Source organism: Labilibaculum manganireducens, assembly GCF_963665805.2.
Lineage (GTDB): Bacteria > Bacteroidota > Bacteroidia > Bacteroidales > Marinifilaceae > Labilibaculum > Labilibaculum manganireducens.
Window position 1 is genome coordinate 354233 of record NZ_CAXXEE010000003.1, and the last position, 14093, is coordinate 368325.

Annotated in this window: 12 protein-coding genes; 9 read left to right on the top strand and 3 right to left on the bottom strand. The window is 37.1% G+C overall.

The genetic code is table 11. From position 1 onward, the window contains the following. Nucleotides 1–2 precede the first annotated feature (2 nt). The 9 genes from murD to ACHZAX_RS01555 are packed head-to-tail and all read left to right on the top strand — an operon-like array spanning nucleotide 3 to nucleotide 10111. A complete protein-coding gene (gene murD / locus ACHZAX_RS01515; RefSeq protein ID WP_320017767.1) occupies nucleotides 3–1340 on the top strand; it encodes a UDP-N-acetylmuramoyl-L-alanine--D-glutamate ligase in 1338 nt (445 codons plus the stop codon). Between the two features lie 9 nt (nucleotides 1341–1349). Next, the gene (locus ACHZAX_RS01520; protein WP_394698204.1) at nucleotides 1350–2537 is read left to right on the top strand and encodes an FtsW/RodA/SpoVE family cell cycle protein; all 1188 of its coding nucleotides are present in this window, start codon (nucleotides 1350–1352) and stop codon (nucleotides 2535–2537) included. Beyond that, complete coding sequence (murG, locus tag ACHZAX_RS01525; RefSeq protein WP_101309395.1) at nucleotides 2521–3621, top strand: undecaprenyldiphospho-muramoylpentapeptide beta-N-acetylglucosaminyltransferase; 1101 nt, start codon at nucleotides 2521–2523, stop codon at nucleotides 3619–3621. The genes ACHZAX_RS01520 and murG overlap by 17 nt, the downstream gene beginning before the upstream one ends. A gap of 3 nt (nucleotides 3622–3624) precedes the next feature. Then, on the top strand, nucleotides 3625–4998 hold the full coding sequence (gene murC / locus ACHZAX_RS01530; RefSeq protein WP_320017769.1) for a UDP-N-acetylmuramate--L-alanine ligase: 1374 nt from the start codon (nucleotides 3625–3627) through the stop codon (nucleotides 4996–4998). Continuing rightward, nucleotides 4992–5732: a cell division protein FtsQ/DivIB gene (locus tag ACHZAX_RS01535; protein ID WP_320017770.1), complete on the top strand. Its 741-nt coding sequence runs from the start codon at nucleotides 4992–4994 to the stop codon at nucleotides 5730–5732. The genes murC and ACHZAX_RS01535 overlap by 7 nt, the downstream gene beginning before the upstream one ends. Continuing rightward, nucleotides 5725–6987, top strand: a complete 1263-nt coding sequence (gene ftsA / locus ACHZAX_RS01540) for a cell division protein FtsA (RefSeq protein WP_101309392.1) — start codon at nucleotides 5725–5727, stop codon at nucleotides 6985–6987. Before ACHZAX_RS01535 ends, ftsA begins: the two co-directional genes overlap by 8 nt. A 33-nt stretch (nucleotides 6988–7020) precedes the next feature. Beyond that, entirely contained in the window at nucleotides 7021–8331 is a 1311-nt protein-coding gene (ftsZ, locus tag ACHZAX_RS01545) for a cell division protein FtsZ (protein ID WP_101309391.1), read from the top strand. Nucleotides 8332–8377: 46 nt separating this feature from the next. Next, complete coding sequence (ftsZ, locus tag ACHZAX_RS01550) at nucleotides 8378–9616, top strand: cell division protein FtsZ (RefSeq protein WP_320017771.1); 1239 nt, start codon at nucleotides 8378–8380, stop codon at nucleotides 9614–9616. Between the two features lie 42 nt (nucleotides 9617–9658). Further along, entirely contained in the window at nucleotides 9659–10111 is a 453-nt protein-coding gene (locus ACHZAX_RS01555) for a GatB/YqeY domain-containing protein (RefSeq protein ID WP_320017772.1), read from the top strand. Nucleotides 10112–10223: 112 nt separating this feature from the next. Here the strand turns inward: ACHZAX_RS01555 and ACHZAX_RS01560 are convergent, their stop codons facing one another. The 3 genes from ACHZAX_RS01560 to ACHZAX_RS01570 all read right to left on the bottom strand — a co-directional run bounded on the left by ACHZAX_RS01560 (nucleotide 10224) and on the right by ACHZAX_RS01570 (nucleotide 14060). Beyond that, complete coding sequence (locus ACHZAX_RS01560) at nucleotides 10224–12347, bottom strand: peptidylprolyl isomerase (protein ID WP_320017773.1); 2124 nt, start codon at nucleotides 12345–12347, stop codon at nucleotides 10224–10226. 252 nt (nucleotides 12348–12599) lie between these two features. Next, nucleotides 12600–13856: a hemolysin family protein gene (locus ACHZAX_RS01565; RefSeq protein ID WP_320017774.1), complete on the bottom strand. Its 1257-nt coding sequence runs from the start codon at nucleotides 13854–13856 to the stop codon at nucleotides 12600–12602. Continuing rightward, nucleotides 13857–14060 (bottom strand): hypothetical protein, encoded by a 204-nt coding sequence (locus tag ACHZAX_RS01570; RefSeq protein WP_101309386.1) that lies wholly within the window; start codon nucleotides 14058–14060, stop codon nucleotides 13857–13859. Nucleotides 14061–14093: the final 33 nt, after the last annotated feature.

Genomic DNA, 14093 nt, shown 5'->3' on the forward strand with positions numbered 1-14093 from the left:
AAATGGCAAAACGAATCGTCATATTAGGTGCAGGAGAAAGTGGTGTTGGTGCGGCTGTGTTGGCCAAATCAAAAGGCTTTGATGTGTTTGTTTCAGACTTAGGAGAAATAAGTCCCAAGTACAGGCTTGCGCTGAATAAGTATCAGCTTGATTTTGAGGAAATGCAACATACAGAATCTCTTATATTATCGGCAGATGAAGTTGTGAAAAGTCCTGGAATTCCTGATACAGCTCCTTTAATTGTTAAGCTGAATGAAAGAAATATTCCTGTAATTTCTGAAATTGAATTTGCGGGAAGATTCTCCAATGCTAAAATGATATGTATAACCGGCAGTAACGGAAAAACAACAACAACTTTGCTTTTGTATCATATGCTGAAGAAGGCCGGATTGCATGTTGGTTTAGCCGGAAATGTAGGAGATAGTCTGGCTTGGCAGGTTGCCGAAAAAGATTATACGCATTATGTGGTTGAGTTGAGCAGCTTTCAGTTGGATGGGATGTATGATTTTAGAGCTAACATTGCTATACTATTAAATATTACGCCGGATCATTTGGATCGGTACGATTATAAAATGGAAAATTACATCAATTCAAAATTCAGAATATTGCAAAATATGAAATCCGAGGATTCTTTTGTGTTTTGCACTGATGATGATATCATCAAAAAGGAATTAATGAATTGTGATACTCTTGCTCAATTATTGCCGTTTTCCGTTCGGGAAATAAAAGAAATGTGCGGATGGATTGAGAATGAACTTTTAAAAATTCAATACAACGAAAATCTCTTTTCTATGGATAAAAAAGATTTGTCTTTACCTGGAATTCACAACGTATATAATTCATTGGCATCAGGAATTGCCGGAAGTGTACTGCAAATTCGGAAGGAAGTAATTCGCGAAAGTTTAAGTGATTTTCAAGGTGTTGATCATCGATTGGAAAAAGTGGTTCGAGTAAGGGGAATTCAGTTTATTAATGATTCAAAAGCTACAAATATCAACTCTACATGGTACGCATTGGAAAGTATGGATGAGCCGGTAGTTTGGATTGTTGGCGGAGTTGATAAAGGAAACGATTATTCGGTTTTGTATGATTTGGTGAAAGAAAAGGTGAAAGGAATTGTGTGTTTGGGTGTTGACAACGCTAAAATTCATGCAGCTTTTGATGGTAAAGTGGATTTTATAGTTGATGCCGGATCTATGAAAGAGGCAGTGACTCAAGCATATCAAATGGCCAATAAGGAAGAGATTGTTTTGTTGTCTCCTGCTTGTGCAAGTTTCGATTTGTTCAAGAATTATGAAGACCGCGGGAATCAGTTCAAGGAAGAAGTAAGAAATTTATAAATTGAAGATATGGCGGGTTTTTTTAAGAATTTAAGCTTGAAGGGGGATAAGACCATCTGGATCATTATCTTTTTTCTGTCCATGATTTCTTTGTTGGTTGTATATAGTTCAACCGGAACACTTGCCTATAAGGTGAAAGGTGGGAATACATCCTATTTTTTTATTAAGCAACTGATTCTTTTGGGTGGTTGCTACATGATTATTTATGTAGTTCATCGGATACATTTTAAGGTATATTCCAGTTCAGCCAATCTGGTTCTGATCATTTCAATCGGATTGCTCATATTGGCAAAACTCGTTGGTACAAACTTAAATGATGCCTCAAGGTGGATCACCATTCCTGGAATAGGGTTCAATTTTCAACCGTCGGAGCTCGCTAAACTTGCGTTAATATTGCATGTTTCCAGAACATTGTCACGATATCAGGCTGAAGATTCCTGCAAAAAAGAGGCGTTTTGGCACATTGTTATTCCTGTAGGAATTGTGTGTTTGCTGATTTTTTTGGATGATTTTTCTACCTCAGTATTGTTGGGAGGTGTATGTTATTTGCTGATGTTTATTGGTAGAATAGCAAAAAAATATTTGTTCGGATCGGTGGGTGTTGTTTTGGGATTGGTGATTATGCTGATTGTAATGGCACCTTTGCTTCCCAGCATCGGACGTGTTCAAACCGTTCGGAGTCGAATCGTTAACTTTTTTGATAAAGACGAGTCAAATGCAAATAACAACCAGAATTATCAGGTAGAACAAGCGAAAATTGCTGTCGTTTCAGGAGGGATTTTCGGGAAGTTCCCAGGAAATAGTACACAGCGGAATTTTTTACCACATCCGTATTCTGATTTTATTTATGCCATTATTTTGGAAGAAATGGGTTGGATTGGAGGTTTTATCATACTGGCTTTTTATCTCATATTACTGTATCGCGCCGGCTTGATTGTTCGGAAATGCAATCGGACTTTTCCGGCATTGCTGGTGGTTGGTTTAACTTTAAGTATTGTTTTTCAGGCATTGACCAATATGGCAGTGTCGGTTAATTTAATCCCGGTAACAGGACAACCTTTGCCTTTAGTGAGTATGGGAGGTACATCGTTAATTTTTACAAGTGCAGCCTTTGGAATGATATTAAGTGTGAGTAATTGGGTAAATGAGGAAGAGAAATTGAATGAAGAAGCAAAAGTAAATGAAGCAGAAAATTAAAGTAATTGTTAGCGGAGGCGGAACAGGCGGACACATATTTCCGGCTATTTCAATTGCAAATGCTTTAAAACAAAAGCATAGCGATTGTGAAATTTTATTTGTAGGAGCCGAAGGGAAAATGGAAATGGAAAAAGTTCCTTCTGCAGGATATAAAATAGTTGGATTACCAATACGCGGACTTCAACGAAATTTTTCGAAGGAGAATTTGAAATTTTTTTCGAGGCTTTTTAAAAGTTTGAGAAAAGCCAAGGCCATTGTTAAGGATTTTCAACCTGATGCAGTTGTTGGTGTTGGAGGATATGCAAGTGGCCCGCTTTTACATGCAGCAGCTAAAATGGGAATTCCTACCGTAATTCAGGAACAGAATTCGTATGCAGGAATAACAAATAAACTTTTGGCAAAAAAAGCAAAAAAGATTTGTGTGGCTTACGAAGGAATGGAACGATTTTTTCCTGCTGACAAAATATTATTGACTGGAAATCCTGTTCGAAAAGATTTAATGAATATTGCTTCGAAAAAGCAGGAGGCAATGGCTCATTTTGGGTTAGATCCTGAAAAGAAAACCATTTTGGTTGTAGGGGGAAGTTTGGGAGCAAGAACCATTAATAATAGTATGTTGGGTTCGCTTTCAGCAATTTCAGATTCTGAAGTTCAGGTAATCTGGCAAACAGGAAAGTTTTACATTGAAAAGGTTCGTGAAGAATTGAAAAATTGGGACATCCCCGGATTAAAGGTTTTTGATTTTTTGGGGAGAATGGACTTGGCTTATGCTGCTGCCGATATGGTTATTTCCAGAGCCGGAGCAGGTACAATATCAGAACTATGTCTGGTAGAAAAGCCATGTATTTTGGTACCGTCACCTAATGTTTCAGAAGATCACCAAACCAAGAATGCCATGGCTCTGGTAAATAAGAATGCAGCGATAATGGTAAAAGATATTGATGCTGAAAAGGAATTGGTTGCGGAGGCATTAAAACTGATAAATGATGCAGATAAATTATCTGAGCTTTCGGCGAATTGCAAGGCTTTGGCGAAGCCCGATGCTGCAGATGAAATTGCAGAACAAATAATAGCATTAACATAGATTATGCGGATTAAGAATTATAAAAATATTTACTTTATCGGGATTGGTGGAATTGGCATGAGTGCTATAGCCCGCTACTTTAATTCCATTGGTAAGAATGTGTTTGGCTACGATCGAATGGCCACTCAGCTTACTGCGGAATTAACTGCGGAAGGTATTGGTATAACTTTTCAGGAAGATGTCGATCAAATTCCAGCACGTTATCAATCTAAGTATGATACTTTAGTAGTGTACACACCTGCTATTCCTGCAAATCATCCTCAATTGATTTATTTTCAGCAGCAACAATTTGAAATTATGAAGCGATCGCAGGTTCTGGGTTTGCTTTCCGATAATTTGAATGGTATAGGTATTGCCGGAACCCATGGTAAAACTACGGTTTCAACGATTACAGCGCATATTTTTAAAACATCAGCCTTAGATTGCAATGCTTTTTTAGGAGGAATTTCCCGCAACTATCAGTCTAATCTTTTACTGTCAAAAACCAGTCCCTGGATGATTCTTGAGGCTGATGAGTTTGATCGTTCATTTCTACAATTACATCCACAGTTGGCTGTAATTACCTCAATGGATGCTGATCATTTGGATATTTACGGCAATAAAAATGAATTGGAAAAGAGCTTTCAGGCTTTTGTTCATCAAATAAAAGAGGGGGGAATCCTTGTTTATAAAAAGGGATTGATTCTCACTCATGATAAACTTTCGGCTTATACTTATTCATTAGAGGAGAAAGCAGATTTTTATGCTGAGAACATCAAATTAGTGGAAGGATTTTACCAATTTAATTTGGTGTATCCGGATGGAATAATTAAAGATTTGTTGTTCTCCTACCCAGGGAAAATTAATGTTGAAAATGCAATTGCAGCATCAGCTATGGCTCTTCTTTGCGGTGTTGAAGCTGATGAGTTGAGAAAAGCTCTTTCAACTTTTAAAGGTGTTAGAAGAAGGTTTGATTATCAAATCAGAAATGAAAAAATTGTTTTTATTGATGATTATGCACACCATCCAAAAGAATTATGGGAAAGTATTTCATCGGTAAGGGAATTGTATCCTGAAAAGAATATAACCGGAATATTTCAACCTCATTTATATTCACGAACAAGAGATTTTGCAGAAGGTTTTGCTGCAAGTTTAAATCTTTTAGATGAAGTCATTCTTTTGGATATTTATCCAGCCAGAGAATTGCCAATAGAAGGGGTTAGTTCTGAAATTATTTTGAAAAACCTGAAGGTGCCAGCTAAATTATGTAGTAAAGGTGATTTGATAGAGTTACTTAGAGAGAAAGAATTTGAAGTTTTACTAACTTTAGGTGCAGGCGATATCGACAAGTTGGTTGAGCCGATTAAAAATTTAATTTGCGAACGATTGGAATGCTAAAAAAAATTGCAAACACATTAATTTGGGTATTCTTGCTGGGATACTTAATTGTAGTTTTTTCCTTTGCCAATGGCAAATCGGAGAAGCTGGTGTTTTCAGGTACACTGGTAAATGTGGTTGATAGTGTGAAAAGAGGTTTTGTAAGCAATTCTGATGTTGAAAGAATTATTAAGAAAAAATATCCGGGAGTTGTAGGGACTACTATTTCCGAAGTTAATAAAGAAGCATTGGAGGATCTAATAGACAAGATTCCTTATGTGAAAAAATCGGAAGTGTACAATTCGCTTTCCGGGAAATTAATTGTTGAAATTAAACAACGCAATCCAATTGTGCGGATTTTATCGGGGAATGGATATTATATTGATGCGGATGGAGAAAAAATGCCCTTGTCTGTAAATTTTACATCAAGGGTTTTGGTGGTTTCAGGGGCTGTAAATGATCAGTTGATAAAAGAAGAACTGTTTGAGTTGGTAAAATTTATTACAAATGATGAATTTTGGAAATCGCAGATCACACAAATTGATGTAGACAGAAACAAGGAGTATGTTTTAATTCCTCGTGTTGGAGCTCATAAAATTGAATTGGGGAGTATTGAAAACTACGAACAGAAATTTCAAAAATTGAGAGCTTTGTATACCAAAGGATTTTCAAAAAAAGGTTGGAATACGTATAGTAAAATCAATTTGAAATATAAGAATCAGGTAGTTTGCACAAAAAAGAATTTAAATGACTAGCAGGAATAATATCATAGCAGCTATCGATATAGGCACAACTAAAATTGTTGCCATAATGGGAGAAGTAGACGCCGATGGCAGGTTGCGGATTATAGGTATGGAAAAAACCGTATCGAGGGGCGTTAAGAGGGGAGTGATTCATAGTATTGAAGATACAATTGGTGCTATCAGTGAGGTAGTTGATCGATTGACAGAGAAAACCAACAAAGAAATTTCTACAGTTTATGTAGGTATTGCCGGACAGCATATACGGAGCATAAAGAACCGACAGTTTAAATACATCCAAAATGGAATTGGTGAAATTACTAAAATGGATGTTGAGGAAATCATAAATGAGAATTTTAGGATTCCAATTGAGGTTGGAGAACAAATACTGCATGTAATTCCGCAGGATTACGTAGTTGACAAGGAGGCAGGCATTCGGAATCCAATAGGAATGGCCGGACGAAGGCTGGATGGGAACTTCAATATTATTATTGGAAGAACTGCATCTGCACGCAATATTGAGAAATGTGTGAAGGAAGTTGGATTAGAAATTGAAGAACTGGTTTTGGAGCCTTTAGCTTCTTCTTTATCTGTGCTAAGCGAAGAAGAAAAAGAGGCTGGAGTTGTTTTGGTTGACATTGGCGGCGGGACAACGGATATTACAGTTTATTTTGATGGTATACTAAGGCATACTGCAGTAATTCCTTTTGGTGGCGATATTGTTACCCGAGACATAAAGGAAGGTTGCTCGGTACTTATAAAACAGGCCGAAGCTTTAAAAATTCAGTTTGGAGAAGCTGTCGCTGATTTAGTGGACGAAGAAAAGGTGGTTACCATTCCAAGTGTTGGTGGTTGGGATCCAAAGGAAATTTCTTTTAAAACCTTGGCTCAAATCATTCAATGCCGAATGGAGGAAATTATTGACAGTGTTAAATTTCAAATCGAAATTACAGGACTGCACGATAAAATTGGTGCCGGAATCGTATTGACAGGTGGAGGTGCATTACTTACGAATCTTGACGTGCTGACTCAAAAACAAACCGGAATAGATGTTCGCATAGGCTATCCCGGAGCATCATCTAAAATAATTTTAGATGAAACCTTAAATCAGCCAATTTATGCAACAGGAATCGGATTGATGCTAAAAGGTTTGAATAAACCTCGTAAAAAAACTCAGAATCAGAATACAGACAAAAATAAAACAGGCAAAAAGAAAGGATTTCAGAAATTTTTTAGTGCTTTGTTTGATACTGATGATTTGAAAATGTAAATAAAATATTGTAACCCTAATACTTGTGACATCATGATTGACGAATTGTTACCGGTTGATTTTGAACCTAAAGAGAAATCCATTATAAAAGTGATTGGTGTGGGTGGCGGTGGAAGTAACGCTGTTAATCACATGTTAAAAGAAGGAATCACTGGGGTCGATTTTGTAATATGTAATACTGATTCTCAGGCGTTGGAAAACAGTCAGGTGCCGATTAAGGTACAGCTTGGTAAATCACTTACCGAGGGTAGAGGGGCTGGAAACAAACCGGAAAGAGGAAGGGAATCTGCACTTGAGAGTATTGATGACATCAATAAAGTTTTAAGTGAGAAAACCAAGATGATATTTGTGACTGCCGGTATGGGAGGTGGAACCGGTACAGGTGCAGCTCCTATAATTGCAGAAACAGCCAGAAAGCAGGGAGTCTTAACTGTTGGAATTGTAACGATCCCATTTCGATTTGAGGGGAAACGAAGAATTGAGCAGGCGATGGAAGGAATTGCCAATTTGGAAAAGCATGTTGATGCACTTCTAATCATCAATAACGAAAAGTTGAGGATGATGTATGGTGATTTAAAATTATCGGATGCCTTTGCAAAGGCTGATGATGTTTTGTCTATTGCCGCCAAAAGTATTGCCGAAATAATTACTGTTCATGGTTATGTAAATGTCGATTTTGCCGATGTGGAAACCGTGATGAGGGATAGTGGTGTAGCCGTAATGGGATCAGCTTCTGCTTCAGGTGAAGACAGAGCACTTCGTGCTATTGAAGAGGCACTTACATCTCCGTTATTGAATAGTAATAATATTTGCGGAGCAAGAAATATCTTATTAAATATCATCTCTGGTAAAGATGAGGTGACCATGCAGGAGGTTAGTGTGATTACCGATTACGTTCACGATGTAGTGGGTGATGAGGTGAGTATTATTTGGGGAAATGGTAATAGTGATAGGCTGGAGGATGAATTAAGCGTTACAATTATTGCTACCGGATTTTCCGAAAGCCCTATTCCTGAATTAAGTATAGAACCTCGGAAATCAGTTCAAAATGAAGCTCCTAAATTGGAGCTGATTATTGAGAATCCAGCCGAAGCTGAGGAGATTGCGGCAATGAAGAAGCGTGAGGAGAGGCAACGAAGAGAAGAGTTGATGAGAAAACGCTCCGATGAAGACCGTGAGGAGTATGAGGTAGCAGAAGAGAAAAAAACGCCTGTAACTAAAAGTAAGGAACCTGTTGAAGTTGAGGAAGAAAGAGGAGAAGAGGAACATAAAAAAGGAAGTCTTGACAATTGGTTTAAAGATAAGTTTACACAGATTTTTGATAATAATGATTCTTCGATGTAGCGTTTTAAGCAACGTGAGATTATAAAGAGATAATTTTAGATATTAAATGACTGAGGATTTAATTGATTTTAGTTTACAGGAAAATGAATCATCGATTATAAAAGTAATTGGTGTTGGTGGTGGTGGCGGTAACGCTGTAAATTATATGTATAAGCAGGGCATAAAAGATGTGGATTTTGTCATTTGCAATACTGACGCCCAGGCCCTTGAAACAAGTGAAATTCCTGTGAAAATTCAGCTGGGCGAATCGCTGACTGAAGGTCGTGGTGCGGGTAACAAACCCGAACGGGGTGAGCAATCTGCGATTGAGAATTTGGAGGATATAATTGAGGTGCTGGCTGATAATACCAAAATGGTTTTTATTACTGCTGGTATGGGAGGAGGAACAGGCACAGGTGCCGCTCCGGTTATCGCGAAAGCGGCTAAAGAAATGGGGATTTTAACGGTGGGTATTGTTACGATACCATTTCGTTTTGAAGGACGCCAGCGATTGCATCAGGCCATTGAAGGAATCAATAAATTAAAAGAGAATGTGGATTCCCTTTTAGTGATAAACAATGAAAAGCTAAGCGAGATTTACGGCGATTTAAAGTTGTCTACAGCCTTTTCCAAGGCGGATGATGTGTTGGCAACCGCAGCTAAAGGGATTGCTGAGATTATAACGCTTCATGGTTATATCAACGTAGATTTTGAAGATGTAAAAACAGTAATGACGGATAGTGGCGTTGCAGTAATGGGATCTGCTTCGGCTGAGGGAGAGGATCGTGCTGTTAATGCCATTCGCGAGGCTCTTACATCACCATTATTGAACAGCAATGATGTTAGAGGTGCCCGAAATATTCTCTTAAATATTAGTTCCGGTCAGGAAGAGGTAACCATGGATGAGGTGGGACAAATAACCGACTACGTTCAGGAAGCTGTTGGCGATAGTGCTTCTATTATTTGGGGTACAGGTCAGGATTTGGCATTAGGAAACAAAGTATCGGTTACAATCATAGCAACGGGTTTCGATAATGGTTTAATTCCAGAGGAGAAGGCGACACCCAAAACTGCATCTTTTCAGGCTGGCAGAGGACGCAACAGTGCTGTCGATCAAGTAAAAACTATTTTAGAAGAAGAGGCGAATGAAAAATCGGAAGAGAATCAGTTAATCTTGACCGATTTGAAGGATACTGAAATTGATGAAATTGAAAATATTCCTGCTTACAAGCGAAAACTGAAGAATATAGACAACCAGAAATTTCAATCTGGTAAGGTTATTCGCTTTACTTTAGACGAAGAGTAGTCATACAGTCATAAATTTGATAGAAACTTAAAATACAGAACAATGGGTTTATTAGAACAGATCAATTCAGATATAAAAACTGCCATGAAGGCGAAGGAAAGAGACAGATTGGAAGCACTCCGAGCTGTGAAAGCAGCCTTTACAATGGAAATGACAAAAACAGGAGCTGCCGATATCGACAATGATTCTGCACTTAAGATCATTCAGCGGTTGGTGAAACAACGTAAAGATTCAGCCAGTACTTTCTCTGCCGGAGGACGTGAAGATTTAGCCGGAAAGGAACTTCTGGAATTAAGTTATTTAGAGGTTTATCTTCCTACTCAATTGTCTGATGAAGATTTGACCGCTGCTGTTCAGGGTATTATCACTAAAACCGGAGCATCTTCTATGAAAGATATGGGGAAAGTAATGGGATTGGCTTCCAAAGAATTAACCGGTAAAGCTGACGGTAAAGCTATTGCTGATAAAGTTAAAGAGCTTTTGTCTCAGCTTTAATAAGGAATTTAAGAGTGCTGCCTTTGCAGTATCTCTTTTTTTGGACAAACTTAAATGCACAAAAAAAGCGGGATGATAATTTATCATCCCGCTTTTTAATGAGTTTTACTCTCTAATAAAACTTGTATCTTTTATCAATAACATTTGCATTTTCTTTCAATGCCTGGAATGCCTGATAGTTTGTTCTGTATTGATATCCTTGCTCTAATCTTGATTTAAAAGCTTGAACGGTAACATCGGAAACTTCATCGCTGTTTTCGTTAGTAATAACAAGCATGTAAACACCTTGATTGCCTTCAACAGGAGATGAAATTTTACCTTTCTCCAGCATTGAAGCTGTACTTATTACTTTAGGCTCAATTCCTGCACCAGGAATCTGGAACGATTGGAAGCTGATACCTGTTGCAGTTTTAACTTCTAGGTTTTCTTTTTGTGCCACAGAAAGCAAACTTTGAGCTCCTGCACTGCTCTTTGTCATCTCAGCAATAATTAGTTCAGCTTTTTTATCTTTTCTGATCGCTCTCTTGATTTCAGAAACCTTATCTTGAATAGATGCAATTCCTTCTTCTTTTATATCAGAAAGGATCGCAACAACAAACTTGTTTCCAAATTCGAAAACTGCAGAGTTGTCATTATTCAATAAAATACTTTCCATATTATCAGTGTTATAGGCAGCTCTAACAAGATCTCTTGAATTTTCCAGTCCGGGGATCAATTTAGTTTCTCTTTTAAGATTTGCTGTTCTACGGTTTAAACCATCAGCAGTACTAGCTTTCTCGAACGCATTTTTGTCAAGATTGTTACCTGCAAAAGTACGGGCTTTAGCATAAGCTGCCTGAATTGTTTTTTGACTGGCTTCAACCTTACGGTCAACAATAGCAAGTTGAACTTTTTTCACAGCATTACTCATATTGGTAACCTGAATAACGTGAGCTCCAAATTGAGTTAGAACAACTTTTACCTCATTCTTTTTCGAAGAGAAAGCAGCATCGTTGAATGGCTGAACCATTTTTCCTTGAGTAAACCATCCTAAGTCACCACCGTTAACAGCAGAACCTTGATCTGATGAGTTTTCTTTTGCTAAAACAGCAAACTCAGCTCCTTTATCAAGTAAAACTTTCAAACTGTCAGCTTTTGCTTCAGCACCTTTATAGTCACCATTAACAGGACGAATTAGAATGTGACGGGCTTTTACTGAATCAGGAAGCATTTTTACTTCATGCAGTTTTGCCATTTTATACATTTCGTTTTCGAAGTAAGGGCCAAATACATCACCTTTATTTGCAGAGAACGCGAATGCGTTAAGATCAGCATTTGTGATTTCGTCTTGTTTGAAATAGTAAGCATTAAAATCACTGTCGCCATTCAATTCTACAAATTGAACGTTATTGCTTTCATTTGTGAAGTCTTCTTTCAAGTCAACAATCCATTTTTCAGTTGCTTTGTAATCTTCAGTAGAAGGTATAACGTCAAATGATACGTAATCAATTTTTCTTGATTCTGTTTGTTTGAACAGATCTTCGTGTTTACTATAGTAATCTCTGATTTCAGATTCAGTTACATTAATAGTACTGTCTGGAATTAGATTGTAACTTTTTACAATGTAATTGAAATCTACCTTTTTACTTCCTTTAGCAGCCATGTCTTTAACCAATACATTTGGCATGTAAAGACCTTTTTGAACTAAGGTATTGTACTTAACAAGATTTCTTTGCGTAATAATTGATTCTTCGATGTTTAACCAGTAAGCTTTTTGAGGAGTTCCGTTAGGAGCTGCAATTAATTGCTTAAGAGTTGCAACTACTTGATCCTTATCAACCAATCCGTTTTCGTTCTGAAATAACTGACGAATAGCAGGATCAATATTTCGACCTTGAACCATATCAAATAATTCCTCAGAAGAAATAGAAATTCCCAACTCATCATACTCGCGGTTCATTACAAATTCCTGAACCATCTGTTGCCAAACCTGCTCTCTTAAACGCTCAATCTGTTCCGATGGAATTGAGTTCTGTCCGGACATGAGTTTGTTAATCTCAAGACTATGATTGAATCGGTTTTGGAAATCACGGATGTTTACTGATTCCCCTGCAATTTCTGCCATCTCATTTCGTGAGTTTGCTAATAACGAACCACCTGATTTTAGAGCATCTCCAGCAATAAATGCAAGAAGAGCACCACCAATAATGATCCCTATAAAAACACCACGATTTCTTATTTTTTGTAATGTTGCCATCGAAAAAGATTTAAATATTCTTAATTAGGCTACGAATATACAAAAAAATGGGAAATGATCGCTTTTTATTGCAATTGGATTACTTGCTTTTATAGTAAAATAAAAAGAGACTTGAAAGTAATTATTTCTATCTGGAATAATATTGACCTGATCCTACTTACAATTGAGGATGCGGACATGCCCGAATATCTATTTTGGATATAAATAGAGGTGATTTTAATGTAGATAAGAAAATTGGGGATGAAGGATATTCTATAGAATTGTTAAGCGTATTTTAACAACGCGGGTATTGCTTACTTCCAGAATTTTAAAACTGAAATTTTCAATGCGAATTGTTTCATTATTCATTGGGATACTTTCGTGAGTGAAAATAAGAAAGCCGTTTAATGTTTCAAAGTCTTCTGATACGGGCAGGTTAAGTTCATACTTATCATTCAGATAATCTATTTCCAAACGGCCTGCGAAAATGTATTCTGTATCTGAAATTTTCTGTTCTTCCAAATCTACGTCATCATGTTCATCTTCAATTTCACCAAATATCTCTTCCATGATGTCTTCGATGGTAACCATTCCCGCTGTTCCTCCAAATTCATCAACAACTACGGCAACACTTTTATGTTCGCGCGTAAAAAGATTTAGTAATTTATGAGCGGGCATTGTTTCGGGTACAATAATAATATTGCTTAAGCCTGCTTTTATACTTTGTGGATTTTTAAAAATTACAGACGAGTGTATATAACCTACAATATTGTCTATTGAATCTTTGTAGATTAAAATTCTGGAGTATCCGGTTTCTATAAAGCGTTGCGTCAGGCTTGAAATATCACCACTAATTTCCATTGCCTCAATTTCATTTCGGGGCACAATGCATTCGCGCAATTTCACCTTCGAAAAATCGAGTGCATTTCTAAATATTTTTATGTCGTGAAGATCGTCTTCGGCTATGGTTTGGGCATCATGGCCTTCCTGTACCAAATGATCCAGATCAACTTTCCCAAAAGCCTGCGTTTCTTCTTCTTCGGTAATGTTAGTTTTAAAAATTTTTCGGATAATATTTTTTGATAGGAATATAGTGAACGATGTTATCGGATAGAATAAAATGTAAAAAAACATCACCGGAAGGGCAAACAGGTTCAAAGCCATGTTTGGATTGATCCTAAAAAGGGTTTTGGGTATAAATTCTGCAGTAACCAAAATTAATATGGTTGAAAGAAATGTTTGAACTGCCAGTATTATTGAATCGGAATCAATCCATATGGCTATAGAAGGTTCCAATAACTTAGCCATAAGAATACCATATATTACAAGGGCAATGTTGTTGCCAACAAGCATGGTACTAATATAATATCCTGGGTTTTGAGAAAAAATAGAAATAACCTTAGCCGAAACTGTATTTTTGTTTCGGTCAAGTTCCATTCGCAACTTGTTTGCTGCAATAAAAGCAATTTCCATTCCTGAGAAAAATGCAGATAAGGCCAGCATGATAAAAATAATGATCAGCTCGTTCATTTATTTCCGGGCTTTGTTTTTCTCTTGTAATTTCCTCATGTATCTTCTCCATACATACATCAAACCAGCAATGCCGGCGATAACATACAGCATAATACTTTCAGCAAATCCGTAATCAATTGTTTTGTGTACAGCAGCAATCAAGCCAACAATCATAACGATTAACCAAGTGATTTCTAAAATGAAAGGGAGTTTTTGTTTCATGTGTTAAATGATTTTAGATGCAATATAGTACGA